The organism is Kitasatospora sp. NPDC004272 (genome assembly GCF_053603035.1).
Genome location: NZ_JBSGET010000109.1, coordinates 12478 through 28160, shown reverse-complemented (window position 1 = coordinate 28160; position 15683 = coordinate 12478). Strand labels below are relative to the sequence as shown.

Here is a 15683-nt window from a genome sequence, read left to right as displayed (position 1 = left end):
GGGCCCCGCGCCCCGGCCGCCCGGGCCGCCCCGGCCGCCGCGGCCCCGGCGAGGTGCTCACCGTGCTGACCGGCGGCCGCCGGAGCGCACCGGGCTGACCCGCCGTCAGGCGCCGGGGTGCGTGCGGCCCACCAGGTGCGTACGGCCCGTCAGGGTGCGCTGGGCGGGGCGCCCGCAGCCGCCGGGCGGGGCGCCCTCAGCCGCCGGGCAGCAGCGAGCGCAGGGCGAGGGCGCGCAGCGGGGCCAGCCGGGCGCGGTCCCAGCCGTGGTAGACGGCGTTGGTGCAGAGCACCAGGTAGCGGCCGGTGCGCGGGGCCAGGTACAGGCTGGTGCCGGTGAAGCCGTGGTGGTAGGCCACCGAGCCGTCCGCGGTGACCAGCCAGGCCAGGCCGCGTTGCAGGCCCGGTTCGACGGCGGTGCGCGGGCGGCGGCTCAGTGCGAACCACCGCGGCAGCGGGCCGTCCGCCCCGAGCAGGTGCTCGGCGTAGGCGGCCAGGTCGGCGGCGGAGGAGAACACCCCGGCGTGCCCGGCCACCCCGCCGAGCAGGGCCGCGCTCGGGTCGTGCGGGAGGCCCCAGGTCCGGGGCGCGCCGAGCAGGCGCTGCTCGGTCGGGGCCAGCCCGGGGTCGCGCGGCAGCGGGCCGTACGCGGTGGCGGTCAGGCCGAGGCCGCGCCAGAGCGCGTCGGCGAGCGCGGGCAGCGGGCGGCCGAGCAGGTCCGGCAGCAGCAGGCCGAGCAGGATGAACCCGCGGTCGACGTAGCGGTGCTGCGCGCCGGGGGCGGAGACCAGCGGTTCGGCGCACAGGTGCTCGACCAGTGGCCGCCCGGTGTGCTCGTACCGGGCCAGGCCGGTCCGCGGGAGCAGCCCGGCGGTGTGGCTGAGCAGCTGGGCGGCGGTCAGCTCGCGTCCGGGGGAGGGGAGTTCCGGGAAGGCGGCGTGCAGCGGGGCGTCCAGGTCGAGGAGTCCGGCGCGGACGGCGGTGCCGATCAGCGGCCAGGTGGCGAGCACCTTGGTGAGCGAGGCCAGGTCGTAGCGGGTGTGCTCGTCGGGGCGGGCCGCGCCGCACTCGGGGGCGACCGTCCCGCGGGCGGCCACCGCCCGCCCGGCCCCGGTCTGCCCGGCCACCAGCACCCCGCCCGGGAACTGCCCGTCGTCGACCGCCGCGCCCAGCGCGGCGCCCAGCGCGGCGGCGGTGGCGTCCACCCACTCCTGCGGTTCGGCCGGCACGGCGCTCCCCCTCCTCCCGATCCACCCTCCCGGATTGTCGCCCGCGCCGGGCGCCGGGGCCAGAGCGCCTGCCGGGCCCGGGGGCGCGGCTCAGGAGCGGGACGCGGCGAGCGCGTCGAGCGCGGCGACGGCCCGGTCCGCCTCGTGCACCGGGACGAACAGGTGGTCGTGGTGGAAGCCGGCCACCACGTTGCAGCTGATCCCCCGGTCGGCGAGCGCGGTGGCGACGGCGGCGGTCAGCCCGACCGCCTCCAGCGCCGAGTGCACCCGCAGGGTCAGCCAGGCGGCGACGTACGCGTACGGCAGTCCGAGCGAGTCGGCCTCCTCCTGCGCCACCACGAAGGTGACCCCCTCCGGTTCGGCGACGGTCACCACCGGCCGCAGCCCGGCGGGCACCCGCCCGGGGAGGGTGCAGTACACGTACCGGCCCGGGTTGCGGACGGGGTGCAGCCCGGAGAGCAGCTTGTCGAGGTCGCGTTCGCCTGCCATGGCGCCACGGTAGTGGGTGCGTCCGGCCCGGCGGGGGAGGCGGCGCGGGCCGGTCGCGGGGGTGCGGGTGTCGGAACGGGGTTGTCTTCCGATAGTTAGCGATATATCGTCGAGTTATCGAGATGCTTCGACAGTCGGAGTGTCCGTCTCTCATGGAAGACAGGTGTTCGTCATGCGGTACGACAAGCGATTCGGTGGAGAAGGCCGGCGTCGTTGGGCCGAGGGCCCGGGGCGGCCGGGAGGGCCCGGCGAAGGGCCCGAGGAGTTCGGCGGCCGGGCGGCGTTCGGGCCGTTCGGGGCGCCGGGGCGGCCGATGCCGCCGTTCGGGCCGGGGTTCGGTCCGCGCGGCCGCGGCTTCGGCGGGCACGGTCCGCGCGGGCACGGCGGCGGGCGGCGCGGGGGGCGGGCCAGGCGCGGTGACGTGCGGGCCTCGCTGCTCGCGCTGCTGCTGGAGCGGCCGATGCACGGCTACGAGATGATCACCGAGATCGGTGAGCGCACCGGCGGGGTCTGGCGGCCCAGCCCGGGGTCGGTCTACCCGACGCTCCAGTTGCTGGAGGAGGAGGGGCTGGTCGAGGCCAACGAGGAGTCCGGCAAGAAGCTGTTCGAGCTGACCGAAGCGGGCCGGGCCGAGGCCGAGCGGGCCGGGGCGTCCCCGTGGGACGAGGCCGGCCGGCGGGACGACTGGGAGGCCGTCCAGGAGGTCGGCGCCGCGCTCGCGGCGGTGGACCACGCGGTGCGGCAGGTCATGATGACCGGCACCGAGGAGCAGCGGACCAAGGGCCTCGCGGTGCTGGCCGAGACCAAGAAGAAGCTGTACCTGATCCTGGCCGACGAGGGCTGAGCCCCCGCGGGGGTGCGGTCAGGAGCCGGCGTCGTACTCGTAGCGCCAGCGGAACCGCCCCTTGGCGTCGTGCTCCTTGGCGCGGCGGTAGACCAGCACGGTCGCCGGGACGTCCCCGTGCGCGGGGACGGGCACCCGGTAGACCTTGGGGACGCTGTGCGTCATGCCCAGCAGGACCGGCAGGACGCGACCGTCCAGCGGGCCCCCGACGAACTCGGTGTCGGCGCTCTTCACCCGTCCAGGGTAGGCGCGGCGCGGGCGGCCCCGGCCGGCCGGGTGTGTCGGTTCCGGAGCGGGGGTGTGGAGCGGGTGTGACGGGGGCGGCACCGCCCCCGGTCATCCGGAGGGCTCCGGGAGCCTTATCCTGCTACGTACGCCCCCGGGGTTCACCCGGGTCCGCGGGCCCGTACGGGTCGGGTGGGGTGCGCCGAGGTGCGCCCGCCCGCCGGGCACGACACTCGTGCCCCGTACCCGACCCCGGACGTCGGCGGCCCGGAGACCCCGGCGCCGGTCGACGGCAGGACGCCCCCGGGTGCGGTGCACCCCTCGGGAAGCGGTGAGCCGCTCCGTGCGTTGGCGTCGGTTGTTGCGTCGGTGGCCGTGCCGTACCTGGCACGGCAGCTCAGGCAGGTGCGTGCGGAAGGGGCCAGATGGAAGCCAGCGGCAGGTGGACCTCCTGGTGGCGGCGGGAGCGGCGGGAACGCCGGGAGGCCGGCGGAGGGGACGCGGCCGCGCGGCTGGATCTGCTGCTGGGGGCGGCCAGGGCGGGCTTCCCGGTGGCGCCCGCGGCGCACCCGGCCGGGCACCGCTGCTCGTGCGACCGGGTCGGCTGTCCGGCCCCGGCCCAGCACCCGCTCTCCTTCGCCTGGCAGTCCCAGGCCACCACCGACGCCGAGCAGTTGGAGCGCTGGCTGGCCCGTGACCCGGAGGCGAACTTCGTCACCGCGACCGGCCGCGCGCACGACGTGCTGGACGTCCCGGCCGAGGCCGGCGTGCTGGCCCTGGAGCGGCTGGAGGCGCTCGGCGCGGTCGGCCCGGTGGCCGCGGTCGGCGGCGACCGGTACCTGTTCTTCACCGCGACCCGCGGCACCCCGCAGGACGAGGACGAGTGGTGGACCAGCGCGCTGGACTCCACCCCCGACACCGTCTCCGAGCACCCCGGCCTGCGCTGGCACTGCCGCGGCTCGTACACCCTCGTCCCGCCGGCCGCGCTGCCGGACGGCTCCGAGGTGCGCTGGCTGCGCGGCCCCGAGCGCCCGCTGCCGGACCCGCTGCGGGTGCTGGACGTGCTGACCGACGCCTGCACCGAGGTCGGCGCGGTGGCCCAGGAGCAGTGGCTGATCGGCTGAGCCCGCGCAGGAACGGTACGGCGGCCCCCGCCCGGTGGGCGGGGGCCGCCGTCGTGCGTCCGGGCGTGCGTCCCGGGGCGCGGGCGCTCAGGGCAGGGTGAGGACCTCCGCGCCGTCCGCGGTGACCAGCAGGGTGTGCTCGAACTGGGCGGTGCGCTTGCGGTCCTTGGTGACCACCGTCCAGCCGTCCGGCCAGATCTCGTAGTCGTAGGTGCCCAGGGTGAGCATCGGCTCGATGGTGAAGGTCATCCCCGGCTTGATCACCTGGGTGGCCCGGTCGCTGTCGTAGTGCGGGATGATCAGGCCGGAGTGGAACGAGGTGTTGATGCCGTGGCCGGTGAAGTCGCGCACCACCCCGTAGCCGAAGCGCTTGGCGTACGACTCGATGACCCGGCCGATCACGTTGACCTGCCGGCCCGGCTTGACCGCCTTGATCGCCCGGTTCAGCGCCTCCTCGGTGCGCTCGACCAGCAGCCGGGACTCCTCGTCCACCTCGCCGCACAGGTAGGTGGCGTTCAGGTCGCCGTGCACGCCGTGGATGTACGCGGTGGCGTCGATGTTGACGATGTCGCCGTCCCGCAGCACGGTCGAGTCCGGGATGCCGTGGCAGATCACCTCGTTGACCGAGGTGCAGATCGACTTCGGGAAGCCCCGGTAGCCGAGGTCCGACGGGTACGCGCCGTGGTCGCACATGTAGGCGTGCGCGACGGCGTCCAGCTCGTCGGTGGTCACACCCGGGGCGATCAGCTTCGCCGCCTCGGCCATCGCCCGCGCCGCGATCCGCCCGGCGATCCGCATCTTCTCGACCGTCTCGGCGTCCTGCACCTCGGGGCCGGTGTACGGCGTCGGCGCGGGCTTGCCGACGTACTCCGGACGCGCGATGTGCGCGGGGACCTTGCGGGTGGGGGACAGCGTGCCGGGTACCAGAGCCATGACGGCGAGTGTATCGGCCGCCGCCGGTCCGGACCCGGCCGCGTGTACGACCGCCGCGGTGGGAAAGGATCACCACCGACCGCCGCGGGACAGGAGGAGCAGACGATGGTGTTCGGCCGCAGCAAGCCCACCGGGCAGCCGGGGGAGTGGTTCTACTGCATCAAGCACGGCAAGGTCGAGGAGGGCCCGGAGTGCCCGGCCAAGGACCGGCTCGGCCCCTACCCGAGCCGGGAGGAGGCCGCGCGCGCCCTGGAGACCGCCGCCGAGCGCAACCAGGAGTGGAAGGACGACCCGCGCTGGAACGACGGGGAGCCGCCCGCCGGCGGCTGAGCGGCCCTCAGGAGACGCCCGCGGCCTGGCGCTCGTGCTGCTCGCGCACCGCCAGCGCGTGCGGGTCGGTCCGCGAGTCCCAGGCCAGCAGCTTCGGGATCGCCGCGGTCAGCGCCAGCACGCCCGCCACGCACAGCAGCCCGCCCGCCCAGATCGAGCCGCGCACCCCGACCAGCGCGGCCATCCCGCCCGCCCGCACCTGGCCCAGCTGCGGGCCCACCGAGTACGAGAGCACCTCCACCCCGGCGAGCCGCCCGCGCAGCCCGTCGGGGATGGACTGGTTCCACAGCGTCGACCGGGCCACCCCGCTGATCTGGTCCGCCCCGCCGGCCACCGCCAGGAACAGCAGCACCAGCCAGACGTTCCCGGCCAGGCCCGCCAGCGCCACCGCCCCGCCCCAGCCGAGCGCCGCGAACAGCAGCATCCGCCCGTGCCGGTGCACCCGGGCCGTCCAGCCGCCGGTCGCCGCCACCAGCAGCGCCCCGGCCGCCGTCGCCCCGTACAGCAGGCCCAGCGCCCACTCGGCGTCCAGCTCGGCGGCCAGGAACGGGTACAGCGCCACCGGGTAGGCGAACAGCATCGCCACCAGGTCGATCGCGTAGGTGCCCAGCAGGTCCTTGCGGCTCCAGGCGTACGCCAGGCCCTGCCCGATGGTGCGCAGCGACGGGGCCTCGGCGCTCTCGGCGGGCGGCACCGGCCGCATCCGGACGATCAGCAGCAGCGAGGCCAGGAAGGTCAGCAGGTCCAGCGCGTAGGCGCTGCGGGCGCCGGCCAGCGCGACCACCACGCCCGCCAGCGGCGGCCCGGCCACCGAGGCGACGTTGCGGTACAGCGAGTTGAGGGCGAACGCGGCGGGCAGCTGGTCGTGCGCCACCACCCGGGGGACCATCGAGTCCAGCGCCGGGCGCTGCAGCCCGGCCAGCGCCGCGGTCAGCGCCGCCACCAGGTAGACCGGCCACAGCAGCGGGTGCGGCAGCAGCGCGTTGGCCAGCAGCAGGGCCGCCAACAGGGCCAGCCCGGCCTCGCTCAGCAGCACCAGGCGGCGGCGGTCCAGCGCGTCCGCCAGGGCGCCGCCCCACAGGCCGAACACCACCAGCGGCACCAGTTCGAACGCGCCGACCAGGCCCACCGCGAAGGTCGAGCCGGTCAGCTGCTTGATCTGGATCGGCAGCGCCACGAACGACAGGAAACTGCCGAAGCCCGTCACGCACCCCGACAGCCAGAGCAGCCGGAAGTCCCGCGAGGCCCGCCAGGGCGCGGTGTCCGGGAGCAGCCTGCGGAGGAACGGAGCGGTGCCTGTCACATGGCCAGATGCTGCGCCACCGCGGCGCGGCGGGGCAACCGGTTTTCTCCCGGTGCCCGAGGGGGCGCGGCTACCAGCGCAGCACCGGCGAGGAGGTCAGCCGCTCGGCCAGCCGGGACAGCCGGGAGCGCGCCGGGGCGGCCGTGGTGGCCGAGCTGACCAGGTGCTGGACCAGCTCGAACGGCTCCGGGGCGGCCCCCGGCACGGTCAGCCGCTCGTGCGCCAGGTCGGCCAGCTCCGGGTCGCCGTCGTCCAGCGCCAGCAGCACCGCCCCGGCCCGGCGGGCGTCGTCCAGCCGCTCCAGCAGCGGCGCGTCGGCCGGGCCGGGCGCCACCAGCAGCACTGTCGCGCCCGCGCGCGCCCCCGCGAGCCGGGGCAGCCCGCAGGCCAGGTGCTCCGGCGCGCCCGCCGGGACGGAGTGCCGCAGCAGCGTCGGGGCCAGCTCCGGCAGCCCGGCGTACGCGGCCTCGTCGCTCAGGTGCGCCGCCAGGTGCCACGGCTCGTAGCGGGGGGTGCCGACCAGCAGCAGGCCGCTCGCGCTGCGCCTGGTCACCGAACCGCGCAGCGCGGCGGCGAAGGCGCCGGCCCGCTCGGGCCACCCGGTGCCGGCCAGCGAGTGCCGGAGTGCGGAAACTCTCACCGCGTCCATGCGCGACAGCATGCTGCCCCGGCGGCGGGTTTGGCAGGATCTTCGCCATGACGCAACCCGATTCAGTGAACGCGACGGCCGGTCCGGGCCGGAACCTGCCCGACGTCTCCCACCTGGTGGTGGGCGTGCTCGGCGGCACCGGCGACCAGGGCCGCGGCCTGGCCCTGCGGCTGGCCAGGGCCGGACAGCAGGTGGTGATCGGCTCTCGCAGCGCCGAACGCGCCGAAGCCTGCGCGGCCGAACTGGGCCTGGGCATCCGCGGCGCCGACAACGCGGCCTGCGCGGCCGACAGCGACGTGGTGATCGTCGCGGTGCCCTGGGACGGCCACGCCGAGACGCTGGTCTCGCTGCGCGCCGAACTCGCCGGGAAGATCGTGGTCGACTGCGTCAACCCGCTGGGCTTCGACAAGCAGGGCGCCTACCCGCTGCAGGTCCCCGAGGGCTCGGCCGCCCAGCAGGCCGCCGCGCTGCTGCCCGACTCCACCGTCACCGCGGCCTTCCACCACCTGTCCGCGGTGCTGCTCCAGGACGAGAGCGTGGAGCGGATCGACACCGACGTGATGGTGCTCGGCGAGGACCGGGCCGCCACCGAGACCGTGCAGGCGCTCGCCTCCCGGATCCCCGGCATGCGCGGCATCTTCGCGGGCCGGCTGCGCAACGCCCACCAGGTGGAGTCGCTGGTCGCCAACCTGATCGCGGTCAACCGCCGCTACAAGGCCCACGCGGGCCTGCGGATCACCGACGTGTGAGCCCGGCGCGCGCCGCGGCCGGCCCCGGGCCCCCGGCGCGCGCCCCCTCCGTCCCACCCCCGGCCCCGGCCGCCCCGTTCGGTCGGCGAGAATGGCCGGGCACACCGCCGCCCCCGAGGAGCCCCGCCATGCCCCGCACCGCCCTGTACGCCTCGACCGTCCTCGTCCTGGCGGTGGCCGCCGCGGTGGTCTCGTTCGCCAAGGAGAACTGGTACGGCGTGCTGTGGGTCCTGCTGGCCGTCGTGGCCAGCAACATCGCCTGGTACCACCTGCGCAAGGACCGGATCGCGCGCCGCGCCGCGGCCGCCCCCGCCGAACGGGGCTGAGCGGGGCCGCTCCGGCCCGGGCCTAGTCCTTCCAGAAGCTGAAGAGCTCGTGCCCGAGGCCGATGTACCGGGAGTCGACGCCGAACAGGTCGAAGATCCCCGACACCAGGTCGTACATCCACTGCCCGACCTGGCTCTGCCACATCAGCGCGAACAGCAGCAGCATGCCGTAGGGCGCGTACGGGGCGACCGCCCGCCGGACCTTGTACGACAGCCAGGGCTCGACGATGCCGTAGCCGTCCAGGCCCGGCACCGGCAGCAGGTTCAGGATCGCCGCGGTCACCTGCAGGTAGGCCAGGAAGGCCAGCGCGGCGGGCAGCGGCGAGACGGTGAACGTGTACTCGCCGAGCACGGACGGCACGTCCGGGTCGTCGAACCAGCCCCCGCTGACCAGCACCAGCGTCACCATGCCGAACAGCACGTTCACCAGCGGGCCGGCCGCCGAGATCAGGCTGTGCTTGAGCCGGCCGGCGATCCGGTCCCGCTCGATGTACACCGCGCCGCCGGGCAGGCCGATGCCGCCCATGATCACGAAGACCACCGGCAGCACGAAGCTCAGCACCACGTGCCCGTACTTCAGCGGGTTCAGCGTCAGGTAGCCCTTGGTGCCGACCGTGAGGTCGCCGCCCGCCAGCGCGGTGCGGGCGTGCGCGTACTCGTGCAGGCAGAGCGAGACCATCCAGCCGGAGACCACGAACAGGAACACCCCGACGCGCATGTTGCCCCAGGAGGCGGCCAGGGCCCAGCCGGAGGCGAGCAGGATGGCGGCCAGCGCCAGGAAGATCGGACTGATCCGGTTCTCCGCGCTGCGCTGGCCGGTGCTGGCGTAGGTCATGGCGAGGGGGCTCCGGGAGGTGGTGGCGGGACGGGCGTCCGATCATGCCGTCGACCGGGCGCGCGGGACAAGCGGCCCCGGGTGAACGTCCGGGAGCGGCCGGGCGTTCCGCCGCACCGGCTCCCGCCGCCCGCCGGCCCGCACCGGCTCCCGTCGGCCGTCGGCCCGCACCGGCTCCCGCCGGCCCGCACCGGCCCGTCCGCACGGGTGTGCGCCCGGGCGTCGGCGCGTCCCCCAGAATGGGCTGGTGCACTACGGCATCCTCGGCACCACCACCGCCCACCACGACGACGGCACCCCGGTCGCCCTCGGCGGTGCCCGGCTGCGCGCGCTGCTGGCCGCGCTCGCGCTGCGCCAGGGCCGTCCCGTGCCCGCCGAGCTGCTCGCCGACGAGGTGTGGGCCGACGAGCCGCCGCAGGACGCCGCCGCCGCGCTGCAGACCCTGGTCGGGCGGCTGCGCCGGACCGTCGGCCGGTCCGAGATCGGCTCCGGCCCCGCCGGGTACTGGCTGACCGACCCGCGCACCGACGTCGCCGAGTTCCAGCGCCGGGCCGCCGACGGCGCCCGCGCCCTGCGGGACGGCGACCCGGCCGCCGCCGCCGAGCAGCTGACCGCCGCGCTCGCGCTGTGGCGCGGCCCCGCCCTCGCCGACCTGCCGGACCGCACCGCCCCCGCCGCCCGGCTGGAGGCCCAGCGTGAGGAGGCCCGCCGGCACCGGCTGACCGCCGAACTCGCCCTCGGCCGCACCGCCGAGGTCACCGCCGAACTCGCCGAACTCTGCCGCGACCACCCCTTCGACGAGCAGCTCCAGGCGCTGCGGCTGCGCGCCCTGCGGGCGGCCGGCCGCACCGCCGAGGCGCTCGGCCACTACGAGGAGGTCCGGCGCACCCTGGCCGAGGAGCTCGGCACCGACCCCGGCCCCGAACTGCGGGCCCTGCACCGGGAGTTGCTGCAGGGCGAACCGGCCCCCGCCCCCGCCCCCGCCGCGCCCCCGGCCGCCCCGGCACCCGGCAACCTCCGCCCCGGCCGGACCAGCTTCGTCGGCCGGGACGGCGAACTCGCCACCGTCGCCGAGGCCCTGACGGCCGGCCGGCTCACCACGCTGACCGGCCCCGGCGGCTCCGGCAAGACCCGGCTGTCGATCGAGGCGGGCCGCCGCGAACAGGACGCCGCCCGCTGGCCCGGCGGCGTCTGGCAGGTCGAACTCGCCCCGCTGGAGGACCCCGCCGCCGTCCCGGACGCGGTCGCCTCCGCGCTCGGCCTGCGCGAGACGGTGCTGCACACCGGCGGCGCGGTCGCCGACGCCATCGAGGGCGGCCGCAAGGACCCGGTCTCCCGGCTGGTCGACCACCTCGGCCGCCGCCGCGTCCTGCTGCTGATCGACAACTGCGAGCACGTCGTCCAGGCCGCCGCCGACCTCGCCGACCGGCTGCTCGCCGACTGCCCCGGCGTCACCGTCCTCGCCACCAGCCGCGAACCGCTCGGTGTCCCCGGCGAGAGCGTGCTGCCGGTCGAACCGCTGCCCGACCCCGCCGCGCTGCGGCTGCTCGCCGAACGCGGCGCCGCCGCCCGCCCCGGCTTCCGCACCGAACAGGACCCGGACGCCTGCGCCGAACTCTGCCGCCGCCTGGACGGCCTCCCGCTGGCCATCGAACTCGCCGCCGCCCGGCTGCGCGGCCTCACCCCGCGCCAGCTCGCCGACCGCCTCGACTCCCGGTTCGCCCTGCTCACCGCCGGCTCGCGCACCCTGCTGCCCCGCCAGCAGACCCTGCGCGCCGTCGTCGACTGGTCCTGGGACCTGCTCGGCACCCGCGAGCGCGCGGTGCTGCGCCGGCTCTCGGTGTTCGCCGGCGGCTGCACCCTGGAGGCCGCCGAACAGGTCGTCGCCGACGGCGACCTGGTCCGCCGGGAGGAGGTAGCCGACCTGCTGCTCTCGCTGGTCGACAAGTCGCTGCTGGTCGCGGGCCTCGGCGACCGGCCGCGCTACCGGATGCTGGAGACCATCCACGAGTACGCCGCCGAACGCCTCGCCGAGGCCGCCGAACCCGGTACCGGCGACCGCCACACCGCCCACTACCGGGAACTCAGCCGCACCGCGTACCTCGGCCTGCACGGCCCCGGCCAGCTCGACGAGCTCGACCGCCTCGACCGCGAGCAGGAGAACGTCCGGGCCGCGCTGCGCCGGGCCGTCGACACCGGCCAGGAGCAGGAGGCGCTGGCGCTGGCCCTGTCGATGGCCGGCTACTGGATGCTGCGCGACTACCGCGACGAGTCCCGCGCCTGGTACGAGGCGGTCGCCGCGCTCGGCCCCGACCCGTACGCCGACGACGCCCCGCCGCCCGTCCCGCTCGCCGCCGGACCGCTGGACGGGCCGCTGCCGATGCCGCCCGAGCTGCTCGACGAGGCCCGCCGCCAGCTCGGCCTGCACCGGCTGATCAGCCTGTTCGCCGGGGACATGAGCCTGCTGGAGAACTCCGGCGCGCTGGAGACCGCCCAGCGCATCCTGGCCGCCTACACCCCCGAACTGCCGCAGTCCTACCGGCAGCCGGTGCTCGGCCGGGTGTTCACCGTCTTCCTCACCGGCGAGATGGAGCGCACCCGCGCGGTGATGGACGACGCGGTGGCCGGGGCCCGGGTGCACGGCGGCCCGCTCGACCTGGCCTTCGCCCTGCAACTGCGCGCCCGGCTGCTCAACGACCTGGCCGGCGGCCTCGACCAGGCGATCGCCGACAGCGAAGAAGCGCTGGCCCTCTACACCGGGCTGGGCGACCGCTGGGGCATGGCCGACGCGCTCTCCGGCAAGGCCGAGAACGCCACCAAGTCCGGCGACGCCGTCCAGGCCGAGGCGGCCTTCCGACAGGCCATCGAGCTGTCCGTCCAGCTCGGCGCCCACCAGGAGGTCCCGATGCTGCGGGCCCGGCTCGGCGAGGTGGTGGCCGAACGCGACCCGGAGGGCGGCGAGCGGATGGTCCGCGAGGCGGTCGCCGAGGCCGCCGCCGACACCAACGACGCCGAGGGCGCCCGGATGTACGGGCGGCTGGTGCTGTGCAACCTGTGCGTGCGGCGCGGCGAGTACGCCGAGGCGCTCGCCGTGCTCGACGAGCTGCCCGCCGACCCGGGCCTGCGCGGCCCCGTCCCCTCGGTGTTCGCCGGCATCGTCGCCTGCATCCGCGGCTGGGTGGTGGCCCGCGCCGGCGACCCGGCGGCCGGCCTGGCGCTGATGCGGGCCGGCCGCCGCACGATGACCGAGGGCGAGAGCGGCGTCATGGTCTTCGTCGAGCACATGGCGATGATGCTGATGACGCCGGTCGCCGGAGCCCTGGTCGAGTACGCCCGGTTGCACGGCGAACCCGAGGCCGCCCGCCGCGCCGCCGAACTGCTCGGCGCCCACGAGGGCCTCAGCGGCATGCCCGGCTCGTTCATGGAGCGCAGCGAGTACGCCCGCTGCACCGCCGCCGCCCGCGAACTGCTCGGCGAGGACGACTACCTGGCCTCGTACGAACGGGGCGGACGCCTCACGCTGCGCGAGGCGTCCGCCCTGTTGAACGATCCCGGCCCGTTCGGCACCGGGGACCGCTGACCCACCGTCAGGTGCGCTTGCGGAAGCGGGCCACCGCCAGCGGCGCGGTCACCACGGTGATCGCCGCCGACCAGACCAGCACCGTCAGGACCGAGTTGCCCACCGGCTGGTCGTTGATCAGGGCCCGGCAGGCGTCGGCCAGCGCGGACAGCGGGTTGTGCTTGGTGAACGCCTGCAGCCAGCCCGGCATGGTGGTCGGGTTGGCGAAGATCGAGCTGCCGAACTGCAGCGGCATCATCACCAGCATCGACATGCCCTGCACCGCCTGGGCGCTGCGCAGCGACATGCCCAGCAGCATCGACACCCACATCAGCGAGGAGCCGAACACCAGCGACAGGCCGACCGCGCCCAGCAGCTTCAGCGGGCCGCCGTCGATGTCCATCCCGAGGACCATCGCGAAGCCGATCAGCACCACGAAGGCGACCACGGCGCGCAGCGTCTCGGCGATCATCTTCGACAGCAGCACCGCCGAGCGCCCGATCGGCAGGGTGCGGAAGCGGTCCATCACGCCGGTCTGGAAGTCGGTGTTCAGGCCGGTGCCGAGCGCCATCGCCAGGTTCAGGCCGGTGGTGCCGAGCAGGCCGGGCACCATGTACTGCATGTACTCGTGCTGGTTGCCGGACATCGCGCCGCCGAACACGTAGACGAACAGCACGATCATGATGACCGGGATCAGCAGCGCGTCCAGCATCGACTCCGGGTCGGCCTTGATCCGCATCAGGTTCCGGCGGGTCAGCGCGCCCAGGTGGCGCAGGTTGGCCCGCAGGCCGATCCGGGTGTCGTCCTCGCCGGCGGCCGCGGCGGGAGCGGGGGTCAGGGTGGCGGTGCTCATGCGACGGGCTCCTTGTCACGGGACTGGGCGGGGACGGCGGGCCTACCGCCGGTGATGGTCAGGAACACCTCGTCCAGGCTGGGCAGTTCGGTGTCGATCCCGGCGATCCCGAAGCCGCGGGTGCCCAGCACCCCGATCACGGTGGTCAGCAGGGCGTCGTCGGCCAGGTGCACCGAGAGCAGCTCCGACTCGGCGGAGAAGGTGGCCTGGACGCCCGCCTGCCGCAGGGCGTGCGCCATCTCGGCGAGCTGCGCCGGGTCGGCCGGGCGCACCTGCAGGCTCCGGCCGCCGACCTGGGCCTTCAGCTCCCGGACGCCGCCGTTGGCGATCACCCGGCCCTTGTCGATCACGGTCAGCGCGTGCGCGAGCTGCTCGGCCTCCTCCATGTACTGGGTGGTCAGCAGCACCGTCGAACCCTCGCCGACCATCCGCTGCACCTCGTCCCACACCTCGTTGCGGGTGCGCGGGTCCAGGCCGGTGGTGGGCTCGTCCAGGTACAGCACCTTCGGCCGGCCGATCATCGACGCGGCCAGGTCCAGCCGGCGGCGCATGCCGCCCGAGTAGCCCTTGGCGGGCCGCTTGGCCGCCTCGGTCAGCGAGAAGCGCTCCAGCAGCTCGGCGGCCCGGGCCTTGGCCGCCTTCGCCGGGAGGTCCAGCAGCCGCCCGATCAGGTACAGGTTCTCGTAGCCCGACAGCAGCTCGTCCACCGAGGCGTACTGGCCGGTCAGGCCGATGGTGCGGCGCAACTGCTTGGGCTGGCGCAGCACGTCGTAGCCCCCGACGAACGCCGTGCCCGCGTCCGGCTTGATCAGCGTGGACAGCACCCGCACCAGCGTGGTCTTCCCGGCCCCGTTCGGCCCGAGCAACCCCAGCACCGTCCCCTCGCGCACCGTCAGGTCGACCCCGTCCAGGGCCTTCGTCTCCCCGTAGTGCTTCACGATGCCGTGGACCTCCACGGCGTTCCGCTCGATTCGTGTCATGGGAACACCGTGCCGGGGCCGCCTGTCAGCTCGCTGTCACGGCGCTGTCAGAGCGGTGATAGGGGGGCACCACCAGAGGGCTCGGGGAACGGCGAGGCCGTGGCTGCTGGCGGTGCACTGTCGTTGCGGGCATGGGCTCCGGCCCTCAGCAGCACGGACCCGCCGATCCCCGAGCCCCTGTTTTCGCCCTCTCCTTCAGCTGAAGGAGTGCTCCGGGCCCGGGAAGGCGCCCTCGCGGACGTCGGTGGCGAACTCGGCCGCGGCGCGGGCGAGGGTCGAGCGGAGGTCGGCGTACTGCTTGACGAACTTGGGGACGCGGCCGGCCGTCATGCCGGCGAAGTCGGTCCAGACCAGGACCTGCGCGTCGGTGCCGGGGCCGCCGCCGATGCCGACGGTGGGGATCGCGGAGTGCTCGGTGACCTGCGCGGCGAGCTCGGCGGGGACGGCCTCCAGGACGACGGCGAAGGCGCCGGCCTGCTGGACGGCCTTCGCGTCGCGCAGCAGCTGGTGCGCGGCCTCGTCGCCGCGGCCCTGGACGGGGTAGCCGCCGAAGGCGTGCACGGACTGCGGGGTGAGGCCGATGTGGGCCATCACCGGGATGCCGGCGTCGACGAGCAGTTCGATGGTGCGGGCGCTGCGCTCGCCGCCCTCCAGCTTGACGGCCTGGACGCCGGCCTCCTTCATCAGGCGGGCGGCGTTGTGCATGGCCTGGGCGGGGGACTCCTGGTAGGAGCCGAACGGCAGGTCGGCGACGATCAGGGCGCGCTGGGTGCCGCGGACGACGGCGGCGGACATCATCACCATCTGGTCCATGGTCACCGGCACCGTGGTCTCGTAGCCGAGGTGGCAGTTGCCGGCGGAGTCGCCGACCAGCAGGACGGGGATGCCGGCCTCGTCGAAGACCCCGGCGGTGAGGGCGTCGTAGGCGGTGAGCATGGCCCAGCGCTCGCCGTTGCGCTTGGCCTTGGCGAGGTCCCGGACGGTGACCCGGCGGTTGGTGACCCCGCCGTAGAGGGTGGTGCCGGCGGGCGCGTCCTGCGTCTGGGCAGGCTGAAGCGGAGAGGCGTTGTTCATCGAACAGGCTCCTGGTGTGTGTCGTCTCGAGGCGCCGTGCGGCGTCCCCGGATCTGGCTCCATGCTTGCACGCCGCGGGCCGCGCGCAAAGAGTCGGGAGTCCCGCTCGTGTCCGGCGGGGTCGGGACGGGTGCCGGGGAGGACCGGGCGGGCCCGGGCGGAGCCCTTGGGGAGGTCTTTGC

Annotated in this window: 16 protein-coding genes; 6 read left to right on the top strand and 10 right to left on the bottom strand. The window is 75.4% G+C overall.

The window, feature by feature from the left end; genetic code table 11:
- Window positions 1-196 precede the first annotated feature (196 nt).
- Both ACWEO5_RS27950 and ACWEO5_RS27945 read right to left on the bottom strand, forming a co-directional pair.
- A complete protein-coding gene (locus ACWEO5_RS27950) occupies window positions 197-1228 on the bottom strand; it encodes a serine hydrolase domain-containing protein (RefSeq protein ID WP_452164981.1) in 1032 nt (343 codons plus the stop codon).
- 90 nt (window positions 1229-1318) lie between these two features.
- The gene (locus tag ACWEO5_RS27945) at window positions 1319-1717 is read right to left on the bottom strand and encodes an ACT domain-containing protein (RefSeq protein ID WP_452164980.1); all 399 of its coding nucleotides are present in this window, start codon (window positions 1715-1717) and stop codon (window positions 1319-1321) included.
- A gap of 172 nt (window positions 1718-1889) precedes the next feature.
- Here ACWEO5_RS27945 and ACWEO5_RS27940 point away from each other — a divergent pair, with 172 nt between their 5' ends.
- Complete coding sequence (locus ACWEO5_RS27940; protein ID WP_452164979.1) at window positions 1890-2561, top strand: PadR family transcriptional regulator; 672 nt, start codon at window positions 1890-1892, stop codon at window positions 2559-2561.
- An 18-nt stretch (window positions 2562-2579) separates the two neighbouring features.
- On the opposite strand, the gene ACWEO5_RS27935 is transcribed toward ACWEO5_RS27940, so the two are convergent.
- The gene (locus ACWEO5_RS27935; RefSeq protein ID WP_344558027.1) at window positions 2580-2795 is read right to left on the bottom strand and encodes a hypothetical protein; all 216 of its coding nucleotides are present in this window, start codon (window positions 2793-2795) and stop codon (window positions 2580-2582) included.
- 416 nt (window positions 2796-3211) lie between these two features.
- Here ACWEO5_RS27935 and ACWEO5_RS27930 point away from each other — a divergent pair, with 416 nt between their 5' ends.
- Window positions 3212-3910: a bifunctional DNA primase/polymerase gene (locus tag ACWEO5_RS27930; protein WP_344557982.1), complete on the top strand. Its 699-nt coding sequence runs from the start codon at window positions 3212-3214 to the stop codon at window positions 3908-3910.
- A gap of 87 nt (window positions 3911-3997) precedes the next feature.
- On the opposite strand, the gene map is transcribed toward ACWEO5_RS27930, so the two are convergent.
- Window positions 3998-4843, bottom strand: a complete 846-nt coding sequence (gene map, locus ACWEO5_RS27925) for a type I methionyl aminopeptidase (RefSeq protein WP_452164978.1) — start codon at window positions 4841-4843, stop codon at window positions 3998-4000.
- Between the two features lie 105 nt (window positions 4844-4948).
- On the opposite strand from map, the gene ACWEO5_RS27920 reads away from it, so the two are divergent.
- The gene (locus tag ACWEO5_RS27920) at window positions 4949-5173 is read left to right on the top strand and encodes a hypothetical protein (protein WP_344557985.1); all 225 of its coding nucleotides are present in this window, start codon (window positions 4949-4951) and stop codon (window positions 5171-5173) included.
- Between the two features lie 7 nt (window positions 5174-5180).
- Here the strand turns inward: ACWEO5_RS27920 and ACWEO5_RS27915 are convergent, their stop codons facing one another.
- Both ACWEO5_RS27915 and ACWEO5_RS27910 read right to left on the bottom strand, forming a co-directional pair.
- The gene (locus ACWEO5_RS27915) at window positions 5181-6476 is read right to left on the bottom strand and encodes an MFS transporter (protein ID WP_344557986.1); all 1296 of its coding nucleotides are present in this window, start codon (window positions 6474-6476) and stop codon (window positions 5181-5183) included.
- Window positions 6477-6546: 70 nt separating this feature from the next.
- Window positions 6547-7125, bottom strand: a complete 579-nt coding sequence (locus ACWEO5_RS27910; protein ID WP_344557987.1) for a hypothetical protein — start codon at window positions 7123-7125, stop codon at window positions 6547-6549.
- Between the two features lie 47 nt (window positions 7126-7172).
- Between ACWEO5_RS27910 and npdG the strand changes: the two genes are divergently transcribed.
- Complete coding sequence (gene npdG / locus ACWEO5_RS27905; RefSeq protein WP_452164977.1) at window positions 7173-7874, top strand: NADPH-dependent F420 reductase; 702 nt, start codon at window positions 7173-7175, stop codon at window positions 7872-7874.
- Window positions 7875-8002: 128 nt separating this feature from the next.
- Window positions 8003-8200 carry a hypothetical protein gene (locus tag ACWEO5_RS27900; protein ID WP_452164976.1) on the top strand — a complete coding sequence of 66 codons (198 nt, stop codon included), beginning with the start codon at window positions 8003-8005 and terminating at the stop codon, window positions 8198-8200.
- A 22-nt stretch (window positions 8201-8222) separates the two neighbouring features.
- Here ACWEO5_RS27900 and ACWEO5_RS27895 read toward each other — a convergent pair whose 3' ends face one another.
- Window positions 8223-9035: a site-2 protease family protein gene (locus ACWEO5_RS27895; protein WP_452164975.1), complete on the bottom strand. Its 813-nt coding sequence runs from the start codon at window positions 9033-9035 to the stop codon at window positions 8223-8225.
- 247 nt (window positions 9036-9282) lie between these two features.
- Here ACWEO5_RS27895 and ACWEO5_RS27890 point away from each other — a divergent pair, with 247 nt between their 5' ends.
- On the top strand, window positions 9283-12615 hold the full coding sequence (locus ACWEO5_RS27890; RefSeq protein ID WP_452164974.1) for an ATP-binding protein: 3333 nt from the start codon (window positions 9283-9285) through the stop codon (window positions 12613-12615).
- Between the two features lie 7 nt (window positions 12616-12622).
- Here the strand turns inward: ACWEO5_RS27890 and ACWEO5_RS27885 are convergent, their stop codons facing one another.
- The 3 genes from ACWEO5_RS27885 to panB form a co-directional block, all read right to left on the bottom strand.
- On the bottom strand, window positions 12623-13447 hold the full coding sequence (locus ACWEO5_RS27885) for an ABC transporter permease (protein WP_452164973.1): 825 nt from the start codon (window positions 13445-13447) through the stop codon (window positions 12623-12625).
- A complete protein-coding gene (locus ACWEO5_RS27880; RefSeq protein ID WP_452164972.1) occupies window positions 13444-14427 on the bottom strand; it encodes an ATP-binding cassette domain-containing protein in 984 nt (327 codons plus the stop codon). The genes ACWEO5_RS27885 and ACWEO5_RS27880 overlap by 4 nt, the downstream gene beginning before the upstream one ends.
- A gap of 195 nt (window positions 14428-14622) precedes the next feature.
- On the bottom strand, window positions 14623-15501 hold the full coding sequence (gene panB, locus ACWEO5_RS27875) for a 3-methyl-2-oxobutanoate hydroxymethyltransferase (protein WP_452164971.1): 879 nt from the start codon (window positions 15499-15501) through the stop codon (window positions 14623-14625).
- Window positions 15502-15683: the final 182 nt, after the last annotated feature.

Excerpts from the sequence above, each read along its gene's own strand:
- map (WP_452164978.1), bottom strand. The coding sequence starts at position 4,843 with ATGGCTCTGGTACCCGGCACGCTGTCCCCCACCCGCAAGGTCCCCGCG.
- ACWEO5_RS27900 (WP_452164976.1), top strand. The coding sequence starts at position 8,003 with ATGCCCCGCACCGCCCTGTACGCCTCGACCGTCCTCGTCCTGGCGGTG.
- ACWEO5_RS27920 (WP_344557985.1), top strand. The coding sequence starts at position 4,949 with ATGGTGTTCGGCCGCAGCAAGCCCACCGGGCAGCCGGGGGAGTGGTTC.
- ACWEO5_RS27880 (WP_452164972.1), bottom strand. The coding sequence starts at position 14,427 with ATGACACGAATCGAGCGGAACGCCGTGGAGGTCCACGGCATCGTGAAG.
- panB (WP_452164971.1), bottom strand. The coding sequence starts at position 15,501 with ATGAACAACGCCTCTCCGCTTCAGCCTGCCCAGACGCAGGACGCGCCC.
- ACWEO5_RS27945 (WP_452164980.1), bottom strand. The coding sequence starts at position 1,717 with ATGGCAGGCGAACGCGACCTCGACAAGCTGCTCTCCGGGCTGCACCCC.
- npdG (WP_452164977.1), top strand. The coding sequence starts at position 7,173 with ATGACGCAACCCGATTCAGTGAACGCGACGGCCGGTCCGGGCCGGAAC.
- ACWEO5_RS27940 (WP_452164979.1), top strand. The coding sequence starts at position 1,890 with ATGCGGTACGACAAGCGATTCGGTGGAGAAGGCCGGCGTCGTTGGGCC.
- ACWEO5_RS27895 (WP_452164975.1), bottom strand. The coding sequence starts at position 9,035 with ATGACCTACGCCAGCACCGGCCAGCGCAGCGCGGAGAACCGGATCAGT.
- ACWEO5_RS27930 (WP_344557982.1), top strand. The coding sequence starts at position 3,212 with ATGGAAGCCAGCGGCAGGTGGACCTCCTGGTGGCGGCGGGAGCGGCGG.
- ACWEO5_RS27910 (WP_344557987.1), bottom strand. The coding sequence starts at position 7,125 with ATGGACGCGGTGAGAGTTTCCGCACTCCGGCACTCGCTGGCCGGCACC.
- ACWEO5_RS27885 (WP_452164973.1), bottom strand. The coding sequence starts at position 13,447 with ATGAGCACCGCCACCCTGACCCCCGCTCCCGCCGCGGCCGCCGGCGAG.